General features: G+C 71.6%; 18 protein-coding genes. 6 read left to right on the forward strand and 12 right to left on the reverse strand.

The window, feature by feature from the left end; all coding sequences use genetic code 11:
- Window positions 1-21: 21 nt before the first annotated feature.
- The 4 genes from P7A99_RS09355 to P7A99_RS09370 all read right to left on the reverse strand — a co-directional run bounded on the left by P7A99_RS09355 (window position 22) and on the right by P7A99_RS09370 (window position 2522).
- Complete coding sequence (locus P7A99_RS09355; protein WP_277793614.1) at window positions 22-1026, reverse strand: alpha/beta fold hydrolase; 1005 nt, start codon at window positions 1024-1026, stop codon at window positions 22-24.
- 10 nt (window positions 1027-1036) lie between these two features.
- The gene (locus tag P7A99_RS09360; protein ID WP_277793615.1) at window positions 1037-1501 is read right to left on the reverse strand and encodes a DUF6130 family protein; all 465 of its coding nucleotides are present in this window, start codon (window positions 1499-1501) and stop codon (window positions 1037-1039) included.
- Window positions 1494-2018: a DUF1097 domain-containing protein gene (locus tag P7A99_RS09365; protein ID WP_277793616.1), complete on the reverse strand. Its 525-nt coding sequence runs from the start codon at window positions 2016-2018 to the stop codon at window positions 1494-1496. The genes P7A99_RS09360 and P7A99_RS09365 overlap by 8 nt, the downstream gene beginning before the upstream one ends.
- Window positions 2019-2090: 72 nt before the next feature.
- Window positions 2091-2522, reverse strand: a complete 432-nt coding sequence (locus tag P7A99_RS09370) for an organic hydroperoxide resistance protein (RefSeq protein WP_277793617.1) — start codon at window positions 2520-2522, stop codon at window positions 2091-2093.
- Window positions 2523-2676: 154 nt separating this feature from the next.
- On the opposite strand from P7A99_RS09370, the gene P7A99_RS09375 reads away from it, so the two are divergent.
- On the forward strand, window positions 2677-3147 hold the full coding sequence (locus P7A99_RS09375; RefSeq protein ID WP_277793618.1) for a MarR family winged helix-turn-helix transcriptional regulator: 471 nt from the start codon (window positions 2677-2679) through the stop codon (window positions 3145-3147).
- Window positions 3148-3390: 243 nt separating this feature from the next.
- Window positions 3391-4155 carry an alpha/beta fold hydrolase gene (locus tag P7A99_RS09380; protein WP_277793619.1) on the forward strand — a complete coding sequence of 255 codons (765 nt, stop codon included), beginning with the start codon at window positions 3391-3393 and terminating at the stop codon, window positions 4153-4155.
- Here P7A99_RS09380 and P7A99_RS09385 read toward each other — a convergent pair.
- Window positions 4152-5492 carry a sigma-54-dependent transcriptional regulator gene (locus P7A99_RS09385; RefSeq protein ID WP_277793620.1) on the reverse strand — a complete coding sequence of 447 codons (1341 nt, stop codon included), beginning with the start codon at window positions 5490-5492 and terminating at the stop codon, window positions 4152-4154. The two genes, P7A99_RS09380 and P7A99_RS09385, sit on opposite strands and share 4 nt — an antisense overlap.
- Window positions 5489-7333, reverse strand: coding sequence for a sensor histidine kinase (locus P7A99_RS09390; protein ID WP_277793621.1), 1845 nt, complete (start codon window positions 7331-7333; stop codon window positions 5489-5491). The genes P7A99_RS09385 and P7A99_RS09390 overlap by 4 nt, the downstream gene beginning before the upstream one ends.
- 205 nt (window positions 7334-7538) lie before the next feature.
- Between P7A99_RS09390 and P7A99_RS09395 the strand changes: the two genes are divergently transcribed.
- Together P7A99_RS09395 and P7A99_RS09400 are read left to right on the forward strand one after the other, a co-directional pair.
- A complete protein-coding gene (locus P7A99_RS09395) occupies window positions 7539-8873 on the forward strand; it encodes a dicarboxylate/amino acid:cation symporter (RefSeq protein ID WP_277793622.1) in 1335 nt (444 codons plus the stop codon).
- Window positions 8874-8977: 104 nt separating this feature from the next.
- Window positions 8978-10423: an OprO/OprP family phosphate-selective porin gene (locus tag P7A99_RS09400; protein ID WP_277793623.1), complete on the forward strand. Its 1446-nt coding sequence runs from the start codon at window positions 8978-8980 to the stop codon at window positions 10421-10423.
- Between the two features lie 180 nt (window positions 10424-10603).
- On the opposite strand, the gene P7A99_RS09405 is transcribed toward P7A99_RS09400, so the two are convergent.
- The 6 genes from P7A99_RS09405 to P7A99_RS09430 all read right to left on the reverse strand — a co-directional run bounded on the left by P7A99_RS09405 (window position 10604) and on the right by P7A99_RS09430 (window position 19695).
- The gene (locus P7A99_RS09405; protein ID WP_277793624.1) at window positions 10604-11605 is read right to left on the reverse strand and encodes an alpha/beta hydrolase; all 1002 of its coding nucleotides are present in this window, start codon (window positions 11603-11605) and stop codon (window positions 10604-10606) included.
- A gap of 10 nt (window positions 11606-11615) precedes the next feature.
- Window positions 11616-12215 (reverse strand): helix-turn-helix transcriptional regulator, encoded by a 600-nt coding sequence (locus P7A99_RS09410; protein WP_277793625.1) that lies wholly within the window; start codon window positions 12213-12215, stop codon window positions 11616-11618.
- Between the two features lie 160 nt (window positions 12216-12375).
- Window positions 12376-15093, reverse strand: coding sequence for an ATP-binding protein (locus P7A99_RS09415; RefSeq protein ID WP_277793626.1), 2718 nt, complete (start codon window positions 15091-15093; stop codon window positions 12376-12378).
- 73 nt (window positions 15094-15166) lie between these two features.
- Window positions 15167-17638: an ATP-binding cassette domain-containing protein gene (locus P7A99_RS25195; protein WP_277793627.1), complete on the reverse strand. Its 2472-nt coding sequence runs from the start codon at window positions 17636-17638 to the stop codon at window positions 15167-15169.
- Complete coding sequence (locus tag P7A99_RS09425; protein WP_277793628.1) at window positions 17635-18513, reverse strand: branched-chain amino acid ABC transporter permease; 879 nt, start codon at window positions 18511-18513, stop codon at window positions 17635-17637. Before P7A99_RS09425 ends, P7A99_RS25195 begins: the two co-directional genes overlap by 4 nt.
- A gap of 3 nt (window positions 18514-18516) precedes the next feature.
- On the reverse strand, window positions 18517-19695 hold the full coding sequence (locus P7A99_RS09430; RefSeq protein WP_277793629.1) for an ABC transporter substrate-binding protein: 1179 nt from the start codon (window positions 19693-19695) through the stop codon (window positions 18517-18519).
- A gap of 273 nt (window positions 19696-19968) precedes the next feature.
- Between P7A99_RS09430 and P7A99_RS09435 the strand changes: the two genes are divergently transcribed.
- Window positions 19969-20754 carry a GntR family transcriptional regulator gene (locus tag P7A99_RS09435; protein ID WP_277793630.1) on the forward strand — a complete coding sequence of 262 codons (786 nt, stop codon included), beginning with the start codon at window positions 19969-19971 and terminating at the stop codon, window positions 20752-20754.
- An 8-nt stretch (window positions 20755-20762) separates the two neighbouring features.
- Window positions 20763-21395: a flavin reductase family protein gene (locus P7A99_RS09440; protein WP_116489724.1), complete on the forward strand. Its 633-nt coding sequence runs from the start codon at window positions 20763-20765 to the stop codon at window positions 21393-21395.
- Window positions 21396-21579 lie beyond the last annotated feature (184 nt).

Here is a 21579-nt window from a genome sequence, read left to right on the forward strand (position 1 = left end):
CCGCTCCTTGAAAACGAGGCTTCAGGCCGCCCAGCGGGCGACGTCCAGGATGGCGCGGGCGAAGTCGCGCGGCGCTTCCTGGGGCAGGTTGTGGCCGACGCCGCCGCCGACATCGCGGTGCTCGTAGCGGCCCTTGAACTTGCCGGCGTAGGCGGCCGGCGGCGGGTGCGGGGCGGCGTTGCCGTCGCCTTCCATGGTGATGGTCGGCACGGTGATGACGGGGCCTTGGGCGAGCTTGGCCTCGAGCGCGTCGAAGCGGGCCTCGCCCTGCGCCAGGCCCAGACGCCAGCGGTAGTTGTGGATAGTGATGGCCACGTGGTCGGGATTGGCCAGCGAGGCCGCTGATCGGGCGAAGGTCGCGTCATCGAACGCCCACTTAGGCGAGGCCGTCTTCCAGATCAGTCGGGCGAAGGCGTCGCGGTTCTGGGCGTAGCCCTTCGCGCCGCGCTCGGTGGCGAAATAGAACTGGTACCACCAGGAAAGCTCGGCTTCCGGCGGCAGCGGCGCGGCGTTGGCCGCCTGGCTGCCAATCAGATAGCCGCTGACGCTGACCAGGGCCGAGCAGCGGTCGGGCCACAGGGCCGCGACGATGCAGGCGGTGCGCGCGCCCCAGTCGAAGCCGCCGATGACGGCCTTCCTGATGTTCAGCGCGTCCATCAGGGCGATGACGTCGACGGCGAGGGCGGCCTGCTGGCCGTTGCGCGGAGCGGCGTCCGAGACGAACCGGGTGGTTCCGTAGCCGCGCAGGTGCGGGACGATCACCCGCTTGCCGGCGGCCGCCAGGATCGGGGCGACCTCGGCGAAGGCGTTGATGTCGTAGGGCCAGCCGTGCAGCAGGATCACCGGCGCGCCGTCGGCCGGACCCATCTCGGCATAGCCGATGACGAGGTCGGGGGTGGTGACCTGGCGCAGGGTCCAGGCGGGTGCGGCCGTGGCGGCGACGGCGCGGGAGGCCAGGCCCGCGGCGCCGGCGATGGCGACGGCCTGCAGCAGGCGGCGGCGGGGGAGGTCGAAGTTCGAGGTCATGGGGACGTGCCTAGTGCTGGTGGCCGGCGGGGGAGGCCGGAACGACGAAGCGGATCGTGGCGCTGTCGAGCGGGCGATGATTGGCGTCGGCGAGCGTGATTTGAACGCTGTGCGACCCAGGCGTCAGGCCGACCAGGATGATCGGCTCGCCGCTGGCGTCGGCCCAGTGCCAGGGGGCGTCGTCGACGGTGACGTGGACGTGGCCGATGCGGGGCGCGACAGCCAGAGCGGCGGGGCCGAACACCGGCTCGATACGCAGGTTCTCGGCCCGGTACTGGATGAACACCCGGCCTTGGGCGAGCGGGCCGGGCAGGGGCGGGTCGACGATCAGGCGCGCGGGCGGCTGGGGCGTGGTCAGCGGCACGACGCCGGCCGGGCCCAGGACCTCTGCGGCAGACAGGTTCGGCAGGTTCTGGGCGAAGGCGGGGCCGGCCAGCAGGGCGGCGGCGAGGGCGAGGAAGAAGGGCTTACGCATGGCGCACCTCGCCGGCGCGGGCCACGGCGTCCTGGGCGAAGGCGGCGATCGCGCAGGCCGCGCCGCCGATGACGGCGGCCGAGCCCAGCATCGCCAGGGTCGAGGCCGAGGGGGCGAGGCCCGAATAGAAGAAGCTGGTCAGGCCCAGGAAATAGGCCAGCGGATTGTTGATCGGCGCGACCTCGCGCAGCGACAGCACGACGATGACGACGCAGATCACCGCCAGCGGCGTGGCCAGCAGGCCGAGCATGGGCGTCATGGCTCCGATCAGCACGGCGGTTCCGGCGCCCAGCGCCAGGCCCAGCAGATGCGAGACGGTGTTGGCCAGGCCGCCGCGCAGGTCGTCGCCCGCCAGGTTGAAGGCGGCCCAGCCCAGGAACATGGCCGGCGGCGGGAGCATGACCGAGGTCACGCCCAGGGTGGCGATCCCCGCGACGGCGGCGACGCTGAGCGAGGCGGCGTGGAACTGCGCGGACTTCGGCGTGGCGAAGGCGGTGAGGGCGGGCAAGGCGGACATGGGGGCGTTTCCTTGGGCTTGGGGAGGGCGGATGGAGGCGCTGCGTTTCGCAGCGCCTCGGGTCTTCCGGGGTCAGATCAGGTTCAGGGTCACGCCGATGTTGCCGCGCGTGGCCTTGGAGTAGGGGCAGGTCTGGTGGGCGGCCTCGACCAGGGCGCGGGCGATGTCGGCGGGCAGGCCCGGCAGGCTGACGTTCAGGCGGGCCTGCAGCTGGTAGCCTTCGCCCGACTTGCCGAGGTCCACTTCGGCGTCGACGGCGACGTCGGCGGGCAGGGCCACGCCTTGGGCGCGGGCGGCCAGGCCCATGGCGCCGATGAAGCAGGCCGACCAGCCGGCGGCGAACAGCTGCTCGGGGTTCGTGCCCGGGGCGGCGCTGCCCGGGGGCGACAGGCGGACGTCCAGCTTGCCGTCGTCGCTGCGGGCCGAGCCGTCGCGGCCGCCGGTGACGTGGGTGCGACCGGTGTAGAGGACGGTGTCGATAGTGGTTGCGGGGGCGGTGGTCATGTCGATCTCCTTTTAAATCGGATCCGATGTAATCGGTACCGACTTCATAGATCGAAGTTTCGCACATCGTCAACCTTCCGATTTGATCGGATCCGATTTATATTTGTCCCGAACCGCCGCGAACCGCCCGCGGCGCCCGAAACGCAAGGCTCCGATGACGACCTCCGACCCGCCTGTCGCCCCTTTGGGCAAAGCCCCCAGGCTCGCCGACTTCCTGTGCTTCGCCGTCTACTCGGCGAACCTGGCCTATGGCCGCGCCTACAAGCCGATCCTCGACGAGCTGGGCGTGACCTACACCCAGTGGATCATCATCGTGGCGCTGTGGGAGGAGGACGGCCAGAGCGTGAAGAGCCTGGGCGACAAGCTCTTCCTGGAGAGCAACACCCTGACGCCGATCCTGAAGAAGCTGGAAAGCCTGGGCTTCCTGCAGCGCCGCCGCGATCCGTCAGACGAGCGGCAGGTGATCATCAGTCTCACCGAGGCCGGCCGCGCCCTGCGCGAGAAGGGCGGCCAGCGGACCCTGGTCAAGGCCACGGGCCTGGAGCCCGACGAGTTCCGCCAGGTGCAGAAGACCATCACCCGCGTGCGCGACAACCTGATCGCCCACGTCGCCAACGACGCGTGATCAATGCTCCCCTGAAGGGGGAGCTGTCGCCCCCGGGTCCGGCCAAAGGCCGGCCCGAGGATAAACTCCGCCGACTGAGGGGGAGGTGGCTGCTGATGTTGGGGATGCATCGCCCTCTGTAGATACTTCCCCCTCCGGCCCTTCGGGCCACCTCCCCCTTCAGGGGGGATCTTCCCGCTCGCGTTGCGGGCGTCGGTGAAGCTTGGTATCGGTTGAAACGTTCGTTTGAACTGATGGGCCGCCATGTTTCGCTTCACCACCTCCGACGGACTTTCGATCGCCTGCCATGAATGGGGCGATGACAGCGTGCGACCGCCGGTGGTGCTGCATCACGGCTTTTCGGCCAGCGGCCCGATCAACTGGAAGGCGCCGGGGATCGTCGACGCCCTGACGGCCGCGGGCCGCCGGGTGATCGCGCTCGACGCCCGGGGTCATGGCGCGTCGGACAAGCCGCACGATCCGGCCTTCTACGGCGAGGCGCGGATGGCCAGGGACGTCTGCGAGCTGATCGATCATCTGGGCGTGCCGGCCATCGACCTGGCCGGCTATTCCATGGGCGCGATCGTCGGCCTGATCTGCGCCAGCCAGGAGGCGCGCGTGCGCCGTCTGGTGGTCGGCGGGGTGGGCGAGGGCGTGGTGGCCACGGGCGGGGTCGATACGCGCCATGTGCCCAATGCGGCCATCGTCCAGGCCCTGCTGACCGAAGACGTCTCGATGATCGAGCATCCGGCCGCCGTGCCGTTCCGCCTGTTCGCCGACGCGATCGGCGCCGACCGCAAGGCCCTGGCCGCCCAGGCCAGCGTGGTCCACGCCCAGCCGATACCGCTGGACCGCATCACGGCGCAGGCCCTGGTGATCGCCGGCGACGACGATCCGCTGGCGGTGCATCCCGAGCGGCTGGCCGCGGCGATCCCCGGCGCGCGGTCGCTGCTGGTCGGCGGCGACCATCGCTCGGCGGTGGCTGCGCCAGCGTTCGCCAAGGCCATCGTCGAGTTCCTGGCCGGCTAGGCCTTGCCCGGCCGGTAGCGGTCGATCTCGATGCCGTGGCGGCGCAGCTTGTCGTAGAAGGTCTTGCGGGGGGTCTGGAGCAGGGCCATGGCCGTGCGGGCGTCGCCGCCGCAGGCCGCCAGGGTCTCGCGGATGACCATCGCCTCGTAGCGGCCGGTGCGGTCGGCCAGGCTCTCGACGGATCCTTGCGCCGCGCCGTCCTCGCCGACCAGGGCCGAGGGCAGGCCCAGGGCCACGCGCTCGGCGTAGTGGGCCAGCTCCCGCACATTGCCGGGCCAGTCATGGCCCAGCAGGTGATCGCGGATCGTCGCCGTCAGGCGCGGAGGCGGTCGCCGCAGCCGCGCGGCCGCCTCGGCCAGGAAGTGGCCGAACAGCGCGGGCACGTCCTCGCGCCGCTCGCGCAGGGGCGGGACCACCAGGGTGACCACGTTCAGGCGATAGTAGAGGTCGGCGCGGAAGGCCCCCTCGCGCACGGCCTCGGCCAGGTCGATCTTGCTGGCGGCGATGATCCGCAGGTCGAGGTGCCGGGGCTCGGCCGCGCCGACGGGCCAGATCTCGCGCTCCTCGACCACGCGCAGCAGCTTGGCCTGCATGGACGGCGACAGGCCCTCGATCTCGTCGAGGAACAGCACGCCGCGATCGGCGCGCTCGATGCGGCCGGTGACGGGACGGCCCGCGGCGCCGGCCGCGCCGAACAGCTCGGTCTCGAACACCGCCTCGGGCAGGGCCGCGCAGTTGACCGTCACCATCGGCCGGGCCCGCCGCGCGCCGCCGCGATGCAGGGCGTGGGCGACCAGGCCCTTGCCGGCGCCGGTCTCGCCCTGGATCAACACGTCGACCTCGGCCTCGGCCAGCTGGGCGATGGTGGCCCGCAGCCGCTGCATGACGGGGGTCTCGCCCAGCAGGGGCGAGCCGCCGCCGGCCTGGGCGGCGGCCTCCAGGCGGCGGTTGTCGAGCACCAGGCCGCGCTTCTCCAGCGCCCGCGCCAGGGCGGCCGTCAGCCGCTCCATCGGGAAGGGCTTGGAGACGAAGTCGTAGGCGCCGTCGTGCAGCGCCGCCACGGCCATGGCCACGTCGCCGTGGCCGGTGATCAGCAGCACCGGAATGTCGGGGTCGACGGCCCGGACGCGCTCGAACAGCGCCAGGCCGTCCATGCCGGGCATGCGCACGTCCGACACCACGGCGCCTTCGAAGTCGCGCGTCAGGGCCTTCAGCGCCGAAGGGGCGTTGTCGAAGGCCTGTACCTCGAAGCCGCGCAGCTCCAGCCCCTGGGCCACCGCGCCGCGCAGGGCGTCGTCGTCGTCGACGAGCAGGATCTTGCCGGCGGGAGAACTCATGGAGCGGCCTTGCGCAGGGTCAGGGTGAAGGTCGCGCCGGCGCCCGGAGCCGAGGCGGCGGCCAGCTCGCCGCCAAAGCCGGCGGCGATGTCGTGGGCGATCACCAGGCCAAGGCCAAGCCCCCTGGGCTTGGTGGTCAGGAACGGCGTGAACAGGGCCCGCTCGACCTCGGGCGCGAGGCCCGGGCCGTTGTCGGCGACGTCGATCCGCACCGCCTCGTCGGTCTGGCTGACGGTCAGGGTGACCAGGCCGTCGGGACGGTCTTCCACGGCCTCGAAGGCGTTCTGCAACAGGTTGACCAGCACCTGCTCCAGCCGCACCCGTTCGCCCAGCACGGCCAGGCCCGGCGTCTCGCCCCTGCGCACGAGGCGCGCCTCCTGCCGGCGCGAGCGGCTGGCGGTCAGCAGCACCGAGCCGTCGATCACCTCGGTCACCAGGGTCGGCTCGACCCGGCCGTCGGCCTTGCGCGAGAAGGCCCGCAGCTCGTCGGTGATGCGGCCGATGCGCTCGGTCATGGCGGCGATGGCGGTCAGGTTCTCGCCCGCCGCCTCGGGGCGTCCGCGGGCGATCAGCAGCAGGCCGTTGTCGGCGTTGGCGCGGATCGCGGCGACCGGCTGGTTGATCTCGTGCGCCACGCCGGCGGCGATCTGGCCCAGCGAGGCCAGCTTGTTGGCCTGCACCAGGTCGGCCTGCAGCGAGCGCAGGCGGGTCTCGGTGCGCTGGCGCTCGTCGGCCTCGTGGGAGAGGGCGGTGTTGGCCAGGGTGAGCTCCTGGGTCCGGACCTCGACCCGGCGCTCCAGCTCCTGGCGCGCGGCCCGTTCGCGTGCGGCGACCAGCTGGACGCGGCGGCGGCGAACCCAGAGCCACAGGAAGGCGGCGCTGAGCAACGCCCAGACGAGGGCGGTGATCCAGCGCGCGGCGGCGGCGGTCTGCTCGGCGGGGGCGGCGGGGCTGAGGAGATGCAGGGTCCAGCCGGGGGCCACGTCGGGCAAGAGGGTCTCGATCTGGCGTTCGGCCAGGGCGAGGTCGGTGCGCGACACCGCGTCGCCGCGCCGGTCGCGCAGCGGCATGGGCGAGAAGGTCGCCTCGCCGTACTGGCCCTGGGCGCGCAGATTGCGAAGCGCCTCCTGCGACAGGGGCTCGCGGGCGTGGAAGCGCCATTGCGGTTCGCTGGTGATCAGCACCAGGCCCTGGCGGTCGACGACGAAGGCCGGTTCGCCGATGGCCCGCCAGGCGGCCTCGACGGCGTCGAACTCCAGCTTGACCACGACCACGCCCAGCGGGCCGTTCGCGCCCTCGACGCGGCGGGCCAGGTAAAGGCCGGGCTTGCGGCTGACCGTGCCCAGGGCGAACTGCTCGGCATAGCCGCTGCGCAGAGCCTCCGCGAAATAGGGACGAAAGCCGTAGTTCGAGCCGAGGAAGCTGGTCGGCTGGCGCCAGTTGCTGGCTGCGGCCGTGTAGCCGTCGGCGGCGACCACGTAGATCACCGCCGCCCGGGTCTGGGCGCCCAGCACCTCGAGCTTGCGCGACAGCGCTTCCAGCCGGCGCGGGTCGCGAGTGGCCAGCGCCGCCTCCAGGTCGGCGTCGTCGGCCAGCACCAGGGGCAGGGCGCGCTGCTTGTCCAGCTCGCTACGCAGCACCGCCGCGTGCAGCGCCGCCGAGGCGGCCGCGCGCGAGCGCAGGGTGGTCATGGCCCGGTCCCGTGTGAGGACGCCGACCGACAGCACCAGCAGCGCGCCGATCACGGCGGCGACCAGGGCGAACAGCGCCAGATGCGGGCGCGAGATGGTCCTGACCGGCGTGGCCGGTGTCTCGTCCGGGGTCGGATCGACTTGTGTCATATTCCACACTGAGGCGGTCTAGGCTGGGTGAAATGTGACACGGGATGGGGCGTCGTGGCGAGGTCGGATTTCGATTTTCTCTAGAACATTCATCGTCTTGAGCTAGATTTTCGAAATCGAGTCCCGGCGGCGGGGAATTCCCGCACTCTTGGACCAAGCGCCCGACCTGCAAGGACGCGCGAGGAAACGAGCCAGGAGCCGCCCAATGATCCCGCAGACGACCGCCGCCGGTTCGCCGCCGCCGCGCCCGGGCCCGTGGTACACCCACCTCTATGTCCAGGTGCTGGTCGCTATCGTCGCCGGCGCCCTGATCGGTCACTTCTGGCCCAAGTTCGGCGCCGACCTGAAGCCGCTGGGCGACGCCTTCATCAAGCTGGTGAAGATGGTCATCGCACCGGTGATCTTCCTCACCGTGGTCACCGGCATCGCCGGCATGCGCGACCTGGGCCGGTTCGGCCGCGTGGCGCTGAAGGCCTTCGCCTATTTCCTGACCTTCTCGACTCTGGCCCTGATCATCGGCCTGATCGTCGCCAATGTGGTGCAGCCCGGCGCCGGCATGAACGTCGACCCGGCCACCCTGCACAGCGACAAGATCGCCGACTACGCGGCCAAGGCCCACGAGAGCACGATCGTCGGCTTCCTGCTGCACATCATTCCCAGCACCGTGGTCAGCGCCTTCGCCGAGGGCGAGATCCTGCAGGTGCTGTTCTTCTCGGTGACCTTCGGCATCGCCCTGGCCCTGGTGGGCGATCGCGGCCAGCCGGTCGTCGACATGCTGGAGGCGATCTCCATCGCCTTCTTCAAGCTGGTGGCCATCCTGATGAAGGCCGCCCCGATCGGCGCCTTCGGGGCCTTCGCCTTCACCATCGGCAAGTATGGCATCGGCTCGGTGATCAATCTGGCCGCCCTGGTCGGCACCTTCTACGCCACCTCGGCGATCTTCGTGCTGGTGGTGCTGGGGGCCGTGGCCCGGGTCAACGGCTTCTCGATCCTCAAGCTGCTGCGCTACCTCAAGAGCGAGCTCCTGCTGGTGCTGGGCACCAGCTCGTCGGAATCGGCCCTGCCCAGCCTGATGGAGAAGATGGAGAAGGCCGGCTGCGCCAAGCCCGTCGTGGGCCTGGTCGTGCCGCTCGGCTACTCGTTCAATCTGGACGGCACCAACATCTACATGACGCTCGCGGCCCTGTTCATCGCCCAGGCCACCGGCGTGCACCTGTCGCTGGGCGACCAACTGGCCCTGCTGGGCGTGGCCATGCTGTCGTCCAAGGGCGCGGCGGGCGTCACGGGCGCGGGCTTCATCACCCTGGCGGCCACGCTGTCGGTGGTGCCCAGCGTGCCCGTGGCCGGCATGGCCCTGATCCTCGGCGTCGACCGCTTCATGAGCGAGTGCCGCTCGCTGACCAACTTCATCGGCAACGCCGTGGCCACCGTCGTCGTCGCCCGCTGGGACAAGGCGCTCGACAAGGATCAGCTCGACGCCGCCCTGGACGGCCGCGCCGCGCCGGTCGAGGCCGAGCCGCTGCCGGCCCCGGCCGAGTAGGCCGCTCTCCTTTCCCCCAAGTCGAGGCCGTCCCGCGCGGCGGCCTTTCCATCCCTCTTCGTCTCCCTCCCGCGCCCCGCGCGGGAGGCGGGGAGAACACGCCCATGCGCATGCTTTTCGCCACCACGGCCCTGGTGGCCGTCAGCGCCGTCGCCGGCGGCGCCCAGGCCCAGGACGCCGACCTCGCCATCCTGAAAGCCCAGATCCAGGCCATGCAGGCGCGGATCGACGTGCTGGAGCGCCAGGCCGCAGCGTCATCCGCGCCCCTGGCCGCGTCCCAGCCCGTCATCACGCTCGCCCCGGCTCCGGCCGCGCCGCCCAAGCCCGCCGTCGAGCTGGTTCGCTGGGAGAACTCGCCCCGCTTCACCGATCCGTCGGGCGCCACCTTCAAGCTGCGCGGGCGGATCCTGCTGGACGCCGTCGATGCGGTGGCCCAGCGCGACGGCCTGGCCGACTATCACGCCCGCGAGCTGCGGGCCCGGCAGCTGTTCCTTGGCGTCGAGGGGCAGAACGGCCGCTGGGGCTATCGGCTGGAAGGCGGCGTGGTCAGCGGCGGCGCCTGGGGCTGGGACGACGCCATCATCGACTACCGCCTCGACAAGCAGACCAGCCTGCTGGTCGGCAACCAGAAGGCCGCCTCGCTGGAGGGGCTGACCTCGTTCAAGTCGATCACCTTCATGGAGCGCGGCGCCTATGGCGACGTGATCGACGCGGGCTACGTGCTGGCGTTGCAGGCGGTGCGCACCGGAACCAACTGGTCGCTGTGGGGCGCCTTGCAGGGCGACAACATCAACCGCACCGACGCGGTCGGCGGCTATGATCCCAACCAAGCGGTGGAGCGCATGGGCGTGACCCTGCGTGGGACCTGGTCGCCGCAACTGTCGGAAAGCGACCGCCTGCACCTGGGCGCCTGGGTGCGGCGGCGCGACCGGGGCGGGGAGACGGGCTTCACCTATTCGGCGGCGGCCAACACCGCCTTCCGGCCGCAGGCCTCGAGCGGGGCGACGCTGTTCTCGACCGGTGCGGTCGGCGACGGCGACACCACGCTGGGCATCGAGGCGGCGTGGGTGCATCGCGCGCTGTCGCTGCAAGGCGAGGCGGCGCGGATCCGGGTCGACCGCATCGGGACCGACGTCAACGCCGCGCTGGGCGGGCCGAACTTCGACATCGTCACCGCCTACGGCTCGGCCAGCTGGTTCGCGACCGGCGAGACGCGGCCCTACAATCCCAACGGCTCGTTCGGCCGGATCCGGGTGGCCCATCCGCTCGATCGGGGCGGCTTCGGCGCCCTGGAGTTCGCCGCCCGCTACGACTACGCCGACTTCAGCGACATGGCCGCCAACGGCGTCGCCACCCTGGCTGCGCAGACGGGGCTGGCCACGGCCGGGACCTATCGCGCCGTGACCCTGGGCGCCAACTGGTACCCGTACAGCTATGTGCGGCTGTCGGGTAACCTGACCCGGGCCCGGATCGACAACCGCCCGATCGCCGGCGTGCAGCTCGACGCCGACGTCACCGTGGCCCAGGCCCGGTTGCAGCTGGAGTTCTGAGGGGGATCGAGACAATCATCCGACGGCCGTTTCCAAATCCGCCTTTCCCCGCGAAGGCGGGGACCCAAGCGGAGTCTGCGGACGGCTCACGGCTTCACCTTCTCCTGAAGCGCAGCTTGGATCCCCGCCTTCGCGGGGAAGCTCGGTGAAAAGGCCAGACTTGCTGAATGTCGTTACGCTCTAGCGCTCGATCTCCAGAACCTCCCGCAGGAAGTCGATCGTCTGGCGCATCGCCGCCCGGGTGGGCGGGGTGTCGCGCAGGGCTTCCAGCACCATGAAGTCGTGGATGGCGCCGACCATGCGCTGGGCCGTGACCTCGACCCCGGCCCGCATCAGCTTGCGGGCGTAGGCCTCGGCGTCGTCGCGGGTGACGTCGGCCTCGGCGGTGATCACCAGGGTCGGCGGCAGGGTGGAAAGGCGGCGCAGCGGGGTGTCGAGCACGAAGGCGGGGGTGTCGTCGTCGGGCGTCGCGCCCAGGCAGGCCTCGCAATAGCGCAGGTCGTCGGCGGTGGGGCCGGGTCCCTCGGCGAAGGCCAGGCTGGAGGGGCTCTGGCCCACGGGCGCGGTGATCGGACACAGCAGGACCTGGCCCGCCAGCGCCGGCCCCTCGGCAAGCGCGACGCGCAGCGCCAGCGCCGCGGCGATCGCGCCGCCCGCGCCGTCGCCGGCCACGGCGATGCGGCCGGCGTCGAGGTTCAGGCTGGCCGCGCGTTCGACGACAGCCAGCAGGGCCGCGTGGGCCTGTTCGATCTGGGCCGGGTGGCGGGCCTCCGGCGCCAGGGCGTAGTCGACCTGCACGACCGCCGCCCCGACGCCCAACGCCAGTCGCCGCGTCAGCCGCTCGTGGGCGCCATGGCCGCCCATGATCCAGCCGCCGCCATGCAGGTGGAGCACGACGGGAAGTGGCTCGGCCCGGCCCGGCGGTCGCAGGATCCTGATCGGCAGGCGCTCGCCGTCGCCCGAATGCAGGGCGAGGTCCAGGATCTCGACGTCCGGCAGGTCCGACTGCGGCGCCTGGGCCTCGGCGAAGGCCTGGCGGATGACCGCCAGCGACTGGTCGCGCAGGGGCCCGGGGGCGCGGTCCAGGCGCTCGTCGACGAACTGCTGGGTGACGGGGTCGAGCACGGGATGGGCCGAGGCGGGCGTCAGCACCGGGCCGGTGGAGCGGTCGTGGCGGGGCAAGGCGTAATCCTCAGGCCAGGGCCGCATCGGCCAGATCGATCGAGGTTTCCTGGTCGCGCTGGTGCAGGCGGCGCCAGACCAGAGGGCTGGTCTCGAAGGCGCGGCGAAAGCGGTTGGAAAAGTGGGCCTGGTCGGCGAACCCGCAGGCGGCGGCGATCTGGCCCAGGGGCTCGCTCGTCTCGACCATCATCCGGCGGGCGTGGTCCAGGCGTTGCCGGATGATGTGCTCGCGGGCCCCGCCGCCGTAGCTCACCGCAAAGGCGCGCGAGAAGTGGCTGACGCTGAGGCGGACCAGGGCGGCCAGGTCCGACACCTTCACCGGCGCGTCGAGATTGGCGGCGATGTGGGCGTCGACGCGGCGGATCTGCCAGGGGGCGAGGCCACCGGAAATGGCGACCGGGCGGGCGTCGTCGAGCAGGCGCTTGCCTTCGCGCTGCACCAGTTCGATCGCCTCGCGCACCCGGCGCTCAGCGGCCAGGCGGTCGTCGCGGGCGGCGGCGCGGGCGTCGGCCAGCAGGCCGGCGATCAGGTCGGGCAGGGCGCCGGCGCTCAGGTCGATCACGCGATCGAAGCCGTTGGCGGCGACGGGGGAGATGGGTTCGAAAGACATGGCAGCGTTCCTTTCAGCGCCCGGCTCGCCGCCGGTGTGAAACTACGATGCCAAGGTCCTCCGCCGAGCGTGAGTTAAGCCTTGTGTAGAGTTGTGTAGGTGGAAAAAATCAGGAAAAGCAGATGCTTGATAGGTTGCTGCGCGGTGTTTGGCGGCGTGTTCAGAGCGCGTCGAGCAGCGCCCGCGCGGCCTTGCGATCCGGACAGCCGGGAACGTCGGGCAGGGCCTCCAGCGCCTCGCGCACGCTGCCGGGCTCGGCCAGGGAGATGGCGGTTCGAAGGCTCCACGCGCCGGCGTTCTGGGCCTTGGCCAGGTCGAGGGCGGCGCGCAGGCGCGCTTCACGCTCCGCCGGGGCGCCGGTGATGGCTGCGAGGCGCATCAGTTCGGGACCGACCCAGGTCGAGGGCTCCTGGTCCAGGCGGGCCAGCATGGCCTGGTCGACGAGGCCCGCGTCGGCTGCGGCGAAGCATTCGACCTGCATCGGGAAGGCTTCGGCCGGCGCGCGAACGGAGGGATCCAGGGCGGCCAGATAGCCCTGGCCCCATAGCTCCCAGAACCGCACGCCGCGTCCGCGTGCGCGCTCAAGAAGGCGATCGACCCAGTGGCGGGCGAGATCCGCGCGGCCGGTCCAGAGAGCGATGGGCACGGCGCCGACGGCCAGGCCGTAGCAGATGGTCAGGTCGTGGTCGGTGGCCAGGGCGGCCTCGGCGGTCTCCTGGGCCAGGCGCAGGGCCTGAGCGGACTCTCCGCGAAGCCACAGGATGCGCATCTTCAGCGCCTGGGCCGAGATGGTGTCGTTGACCTGGGCGTGGTTGGCCTGGTTGGCGACCACCGGGCCGGTGTGGGTGGCGATCACCCGCTCGACCAGCTTCAGGGCCTCGTTCTGGTCGCCCGAGAAGTGATGCCGCAGGGCCTGCATGTGGTCGGCCGTCTGCAAGGCGGCCGGATCGCCGACCGCCTGGGCGATGGCCTGGAAGGCGTCGGCGAAGACGGCGCAGTCGGCGTAGCGCCCGGCAAGGATGGCGTGGGCCCAGCGTCCCCAGCCGGACCGCAGCTTTAGGCCTGGGTCGTCCAGCGCCTCGGCGATTTCCAGGGCGCGCGCGAAGGCGGTCTCCATGGCCGTCGTGGGGCCGTGGGTGTGCCACAAGGCATGTCCCTGGGCGCTGAGCAGCTCGACCTCGGCGGCCGAGCCGGCCAGGTTCGTGGCGGCGACGCTCTTCAGCGCCTTTTCGACCAGGGCCAGGAATTCGCCGGGCAGGCTGAGATGGAACCACAGCGGCGCGGAGGCGACGGTCAGTCGGATGGCCAGCGGCAGGTCGCCGGCCGGCGAGAAAGCCCAGGCCAAGGCGGCGCGCACGTCGTCGACCAGACGGCTCTTCTCGGCGAGCCATTCGCGGCGGGCCCGGCCTTCCCAGGCGCTGTCGGTGTCGGCCAGCTGCGCGCAGCAGTATTCGGCGTGGCGGTGGGCGGTCTCGCCTGCGTCCGGGCGCGCGGCCAGGGTCTCGCGGGCATAGGCGCGAGTGGTGTCCAGCAGGCGATACAGCGTCACCGGTCCGGTGGCGTCGACCGACAGCAGCGACTTGCGGGCCAGGGCGCTGACGATGTCGAGCACCGCTTGGCGTCCAATGGCGGCGTCGGAGGCGACGGCGCGGGCCGCCTCCATGGGAAAGGCGCCGGCGAAGGCGCCCAGGCGGTCCAGCACCGCCTTGTCCTCATCCGGGAGCAGGCCGTAGCTCCAGTCCAGCGTGGCGCGCAGGGTCTGCTGCCGGGGCAGGGCGGTGCGGCGGCCCTTGGTCAGCAGGCCGAAGCGGTCGTCGAGATTGGCGGCCAACTCGGCGGCGCTCATCATGTCGATGCGGGCGGCGGCCAGTTCCAGCGCCAGGGGCATGCCGTCCAGCCGGCGGCAGATCTCGGCGACGGCGGCGGCGTTGGCGTCGGTCAGGGCGAAAGCGTCGTCGGCCGCTCGGGCGCGCTCGACGAACAGCTGCACGGCCGCGTAGCCGGAAACGGTTTCAGCATCGAGGGCGCCATCGCTGGGGGCGGCGAGGGTCTGTAGCCGATGGACCCACTCGCCCTCGGCCCGCAGGGCCTCGCGGCTGGTGGCCAGCACCAGGGTGGCGGGGGCGTCCTGGTGGATGGCCTGGGCCAGGTCGGCGGCGGCGTCGACCACGTGCTCGCAGTTGTCGAGCACCAGCACAGTCGGGACTTGGGCGAGGCGAGCGACCACGGCGGCCTGGGCGTCGCGGCCTGAGCCGGGCAGGTCGAGCGCGGCGGCGGCGGCGCCCGCCACCAGCTCGGACTGGGCGACGGGGGCCAGGTCGACGAACACCCAGGGCAGGCTCTGGGCCTGCGCCACGCGCTCGGCGACGGCCGTGGCGACCGTGGTCTTGCCGATGCCGCCGGGGCCGATCACCGTCATGAAGCCGCGCTCGGGCAGCAGTTGCACCAAGCTGTCGACGATGGCGTCGCGGCCGACGATCCGCCGTGCGGTCGGACGAGCGCGCGCTGGGGCGTGTGGTGCGGGCTGCGGAACGGCCGGCTCCGCGTCGGGACGCGTGACAGGCGCAACGAAGCGATAGCCGCGACCTTGCTCGTTCAGCACGTAGCGGGCGCCGTCGCGGCCGTCGCCCAGCGCCTTGCGCAGGCCGGCGATGTGGACGCGCAGGGTGCTCTCGTCGACCGTCACGTCGGCCCAGACCCGCGCCAGCAACTGGTCCTTACTCAGAAGCTCGCCGTCGGCGTCGATCAGGGCCAGCAGGATGTCCAGCGCCCGACTGCCGATCGTCACCGGCCGGCCGCCCGCGCTCAGCAGGCGGCGTTCGCGGTCGAGCGTGAACGGGCCGAAGGCGAGCGAGGAAGCGGCGGTGCTGGACGGCATGGAGGCGGTTTCGCGCGGATTCGTTTTGCGCCGATAGAACTAATCTTGCGCGATGGCGTGACCGTGACCCCGTTCAGCCGCCGAGATAGGCCGCGTTCACCGCCGGATCGGCCGCGATCTGGGCCGAGGTCCCGTGGGCCACGATCTGGCCGCCGCTCAGCACATAGGCCCGGTCGGAAACCGACAGCGCGAGGCCTGCCATCTGGTCGACGATCAGCAGCGTCAGGTCCTGGTCGCGCAGGTCGCGGAAGGCGGCGAAGATCTCGTCGATCACGCGCGGGGCCAGGCCCAGCGATGGCTCGTCCAGCAGCAGCACCTTGGGCCGGCTCATCAGGGCGCGGGCCAGGGCCAGCATCTGCTGCTCGCCGCCCGACAGGAGGCCGGCCCGCTGGTGCAGGCGTTCGGAGAGGCGCGGGAAGCGCCTCAGCATCTCCTGGGTGCGGGCCTCTAGGTCGCGGCGGTCGAGGAAGGCGCCCAGGCGGATGTTGTCGCGCACGGTGAGCTCGGGGAACACCTGCCGGCCCTCGGGCGACAGCACCACGCCCTTGCGCACGCGCTCGTTGGCGGAAAGACCGTTCAGCAGGCCGCCCTCGAAGGCGACCTGGCCCTCGGCGGCCGGGTGCAGGCCGGCGATCACCCGCATCAGGGTCGATTTGCCCGCGCCGTTGGCGCCCAGCAGGGCCACGGCCTCGCCCTGTCGGACCTCGATCTCGACGCCCGACAGCACGGGCGCGGCGCCATAGCCGGCGGTGAGGTTGACCACCCGCAGGGCGTCCAGCCGGCTGACCGGTCCGCGATCGGTGGGGGCCGAGGCCGGGGCGGCGCCCAGATAGGCCGCGCGCACGGCCGGATCGGCCTGGATCTCTTCCGGCGTCCCTTGCGCGATCTGCACCCCGGCGTTCAGCACCACGACGGCGTCGGATACGCCCATGATCAGGCCCATGTCGTGCTCGATCAGGCCCACGGCGACGCCGGCCTCGGCGATCTCCTTCAGCAGGGCGGCCAGGCGGCGCTTGTCCTCCTGCGACAGGCCGGCGGCCGGTTCGTCCAGCAGCAGGACGTCAGGATCCAGCGCCAGGGCGCGGGCGATCTCGACCAGGCGGCGGTCCACATGGGCGAGGTCGCCGGCCGGCAGGGTCGGGTCGCCGGCATAGCCGCAGGCGGCCAGCAGGGCGCGGGCGCGTTCACGCTGCGCCTTGGCGGCGAACCGGGCCAGCGGCGCGCCGAGGCGCCCCTGGCGGGCGGCCAGCAGCACGTTGTCCTCGACGCTGAGGCTCTGGAACACCTGCGAGGTCTGGTAGGAGCGCGCCACCCCGGCCCGGGCGGCGGCGAAGGCCTGGCGGGGCAGGGGCGCGTCGCCCAGCAGACAGCGGCCGTCGGTGGGGCGGTAGAAGCCGCTGAGCAGGTTCATCACCGTCGACTTGCCCGCGCCGTTGGGGCCGATCAGGGCCGTCACCCGACCGGGCGGCAGGGAGAAGCGAGCGCCGTCCAGGGCGCGCAGGCCGCCAAAGCGCATGCCCAGGTCCTGCGCCGTGAGGGCGGCGCGGGGACGGACGGCGAGGAGTTCTGCGAGGGGCAGGGCGGTTTCGGCGACGGGCGGAGCAGCGGCTTTGCGCTTGAAGGGCAGGGCGTCCCACAGGCCGGCCAGGCCGCGCGGCGCCAGCCACAGCACCACCATCAGGAGGGCGCCGAACACCAGGATGCGATAGGCCTCGAAGCCGGCCAGAAGCTCGGGCAGCAGGCCCACGACCAGGGCGCCCAGCAACGGCCCCAGGCGGGTTCCGGATCCGCCCAGCACCACCACCAGCACGAACAGGATCGACTGGGTCAGGTTGAAGGTCTGGGGCGTGACGAAGCCGGCCATCGGCGCGAAGAGGCCGCCTGCGGCGCCCGCGAACAGGGCGGACAGCGTGAAGGCCAGGGTGCGCACGACGGTGGGGTTCAGGCCCACCGAGGCGGCGGCGACGTCGGTGTCGCGCACGGCCCGCATGGCCGCTCCCCAGCCGCCGGCTGATAGGCGCTGGAAGGCCAGCAGAGAGGCCGCCGCCACCGCCACGGCCAGCATGGCAAGGCCGTTGGCGTCCAGCGCGACGCCGAACAGGCTGGGGGCGGGGATGTCGAGGATGCCGTTCTGGCCGCCGGTGACGTCGCGCAGTTCGACGAGGCCGTGCTCGACGATCAGGCCGAAGGCGATGGTGACCATCGCCAGGTATGGGCCCTTCAGGCGCAGGGCCGGGATCGCCATCAGTGCGCCGACGCCGCCGGCCAAGAGGGCGCCCAGCGGCCAGGCGATCCAGAAGCTGACATCCAGCCGCGTGGTCAGCACCGCCACGGCATAGGCGCCGATGGCGTAGACGCCGGCATGGCCGAACGACATCTGGCCGCCAAGCCCGATCAGGATGTTGAGGCCGACGCCGACGATGGTCAGCAGGGCGATCTGGCCCAGCACGAAGGCGTAGTAGCTGTCGAGCACGCCGGCCAGGACCAGGGCGACGACGACCGCGCCCAGCGCGGCCAGGGTGGAGCCGAGGGAACGCATGCTCATACCTTTCGCACCTCGGCGCGGCCCAGCAGGCCGTCGGGGCGCAGGGCCAGGGCCAGGATCACCAGGCCGAAGGTCAGCATCTGGGTGTAGCCCGAGCCCAGCACGCTGGCGGAGGCGGCCTCGACCACGCCGAACAGCACGCCGGCGGTCATGATGCCCCACGGGTTCTTCAGGCCGCCGAGGATGGCCACGGCGAAGGCCTTCAGGCCCAGGACGACGCCCATGTCGGGCTGGATGGTGAACAGCGGCGCCACCAGGGCGCCGGCCATGCCTGCCAGGGCCGAGGAGACGGCGAAGGCCGCGGCGATCATGGCGCTGACGGGGATGCCCATCAGGCTGGCGGCGTCGCGGTTCTGGGCCACGGCCAGGATCGCCGTGCCCAGCAGGGTCTTGCGGCTGATCCAGTGCAGCGCGGCGGCGGTCGCCAAGCCGACGACGGGGATCAGCAGGTGCAGAGGATAGACGCCCAGCGAGGCGCCGCCGACGCTGACGGACGAGGCGGTCAGGATCGAGCTGAGACTGCGCGGCTCGGTGCCGAACAGGAACAGCGTGGCGTTGTCGGTGACCAGGCCCAGGGCGACGGTGGCCATCAGCCAGGCGTCGGACTTGCGCTTGAGGAACGGCCGCACGGCCAGGCCCTCGACCAGCAGGCCATAGAGGCCGCACAGCGCGATGGTCGTCGGCGCGGCCAGCAGCATCGGCCAGCCCAGGGTGCGCTCCAGCGTAAACAGCAGCACCGCGCCCAGCATGGCGCTGGTGCCTTGCGCGAAGTTCAGCGCCCCGCAGACCGAGAAGGTGATGTGGAAGCCCAACGCGATCAGCCCGTACATGCTGCCGAGCGCCAGGCCGCTGAGGAGGGGAGCCAGAAGATCCATGGCCTAGCCGCGCTGGACCGGCACGATGGCGTCGCCTTCGAAGCGGGCCCAGACGTAGTCCTTTTCCGTCAGGGCGTCGTGGCGGCCGTCGGCGAAGGGGCGCTCGTAGGTCTTGATCAGGCCCTCGTAGCGGTCGATGGCGGCAAAGCCCTTGCGCACGGCGTCGCCGTCGGTCGAGCCGGCCTTGTTCAGCGCGAGGGCCGTGAGATGCAGGGCGTCGTAAGCGTTGGCCACGCCCACGGCCGGCGAGATGTCGGCCGGCGACTTGATGTCGGGGTACTTGGCCATCAGGGCGGCCAGCACCTTGTCGCGCGCCGGTGTGATCGGCCCGGCGAAGCTGTAGGTCTGGACGAAGGTCACGCGGCCGGCGTTGGGGCCGGCCAGCTCGCCGAAGCGACCGCCGGCCGGGCCCCAGTGCGAGACCACCGGCACGTTCCAGCCCATGCGGTCCAGCGAGCGCACCACCTGGGCCGACGGTCCCACCGTGCCGACCAGCAGCAGGGCGTCGGCGCCGGCCGCGCGCAGCCGGCCAAGCTGCGGCGTGACGTCGACGTCGGAAGGCTCGAAGCGCTCGGACCCGGCAAGGGGGGAACCGACCGCGGCCAGGGCCGCCTTCAGCCCCTTCTCGTTGGACTCGCCCCAGGGATTGTTGAGCAGGATCAGGCCGGGGCGCTTGGCGGCGAAGGTCTCGCGGGCATAGGCGACCATGGCCTTGTCGACCTCTTCGTCGACGGCCGAGACGCGGAACACGAAGTTGGGGCTGGTCCCGTTCTGGGTGATGGCCGTGCCGGCCGCCCACGGCACCATGAAGGGAACCTTGGCCTGGCTGGCGATCGGCACGATGGCGCGGGCCACAGGGGTGTCGAGCCCGCCGAACAGCACCGCCACCTTCTCGCGGTGGATCAGTTCGCGGGCGGCGGTGACGCCTCGGGCCGGGTTGCTCTCGTCGTCACGGCGGACCAGTTCCAGCTTGCGCCCGCCCAGCACGCCGCCGGCGGCGTTGATCTCGTCGATGGCGACGGTCAGGCCCCGGGTGATGGCCTCGCCCGAGCGCGCCGACTGGCCGGAGAGGGCGGTGACCAGGCCGATCTTCACCGGCCCCGCGCCGCCCTGGCCCTTGCAGGCGGCCAGCAGGACGGCGAGGCTTCCGACGGCGAACATGCGGCGGGACGGATTCGACACGAGACACCTCTTGAGCTGGCGCGACGCGTGGGCGGCGGGCCGTGTTCGAAGGCGAGTTAATCGCGTCGCTCGCTCATCGGCTCATAAAATCGTCGACGATTTGAAGAATTGTACGTCGACATTCTTACTGTGCAGAAAGTCGACATTCGTCGTTGCAAATCTGCTCGCGATCGCGGCATCGTGGTCTCAAGGCGGTGGGTTGGCGCGGATCCCCGGTTGCATCGGCCTCGATGCGGGCGCCTACAACCGCAATCACCAGTTTCGGCGGATTTCATGACCCAGACGCCCTCGGCCAAGCCGCGCAACGCCTCGAAGACCGCCGCCGGCGCGCGCAAGGCCGGCCGTGGTCCGGCCAAGACCGACATGGCCGGCATCGCCGCCGTCGATGGCGGGGCCGATGTCGAGCAGCGGATCTACCAGTCGGTGTTCGACGGCGTGCTGAACCAGCGCCTGCCGCCGGGCACCAAGCTGCCCGAGCCGGCCCTGTGCTCGCTGTTCGGCGTCAGCCGGGCGGTGGTGCGCAAGGTGCTGCAACGGCTGGAGCACGACCGTATCGTCGAGCTGCGGCCCAACCGCGGCGCGGTCGTTGCCGCCCCGACGCCGGAAGAGACCCGCAAGATCTTCGAGGCCCGCCGCGCGCTGGAAGCCGCCCTGGTGGAGCTGGCCGTCCAGCGCCACAGCGGCAAGGACATCGAGGAACTGCACGCCCTGCTGCACCAGGAGGAAGAGGCCATGGCCAACGCCTACCAGCCGGCCTGGGCCCAGACCGCGCGCAACTTCCACCTGCGGGTGGCGGCCCTGGGCGGCAACCCGATCCTCTTGGCCTACCTGACCGAACTGATCTCGCGCTGCTCGCTGATCGTGGCGTTGTACGAGCCGGCCGGCAACGCCGCCTGCGAGCACGAGGAGCATTGCGACATCGTCGACGCCATCTCCAAGGGCGACGCCAAGCGGGCCGTGGCGGCGATGAACGCCCACCTGGTCGGCCTGGAGGATCGGATCTGCCTGGAGCGGCCGTCCTCGGTGAAGACCCTGGCCCAGATGCTGAACCTGGCCTGAGCCGCGTCATGCACGTCGATTTCGCCAGCATCACCGCCTATCAACGCTACAAGCTGATGGCGAGCCTGATCGTGCCTCGGCCCATCGCCCTGGTGACCACGATCAACGCCGACGGCGTGGTCAACGCCGCCCCCTTCAGCATGTTCAACATGCTGGGCGAGGAGCCGCCGCTGGTGATGATCAGCATCAACCTCTTGGCCTCCGGCGGGCTGAAGGACACGGCCGCCAATATCGTCACGTCCGGCCAGTTCGTCGTGCACCTGGCCGACGAGGCCATCGCCGCCAAGATGCACGCCTGCGGCGAGGCGCTGCCGGCCCACCAGAGCGAGCTCGACAAGGTGGGCCTGACCACCGCGCCCTCGGTCGAGATCGCCCCGCCGCGCATCGCCGAGGCCCCGGTCGCCTTCGAATGCGCCCTGTGGGAGACCATCCGCACCGACAGCCGGCTGATCTTCTTCGGCAAGGTGCTGCACCTGCACGCCCGCGAGGGCCTGATCGACACCAAGGCCTGGCGGGTGAGCCTGCAGGACTATTTCCCGGTCGGCCGCTTCGGGGCCAGCTTCTACGTCACCACCCGCGACCGCTTCTCGCTCGAGGACGAGGCGGGCAAGGTGCGCGAGACCGAGATCGACCGGATCTAGGGGCGGGGGGCTCTGAGCTTTCCTGTCCCCGCCATTCCCCCAGATCCGTCCTTCCCCGCGTAGGCGGGGACCCAAGCGGGGGCTGCGGCTCGCTCATGGTCGCGCCGTCTCCTGAAAAGCAGCTTGGATCCCCGCCTTCGCGGGGAAACTCGGAAGTGATGGCTGGAGTCGCAAGTGGGCGATC

Origin of the sequence: Caulobacter endophyticus, from assembly GCF_029543245.1 — a bacterium.
Lineage (GTDB): Bacteria > Pseudomonadota > Alphaproteobacteria > Caulobacterales > Caulobacteraceae > Caulobacter > Caulobacter endophyticus_A.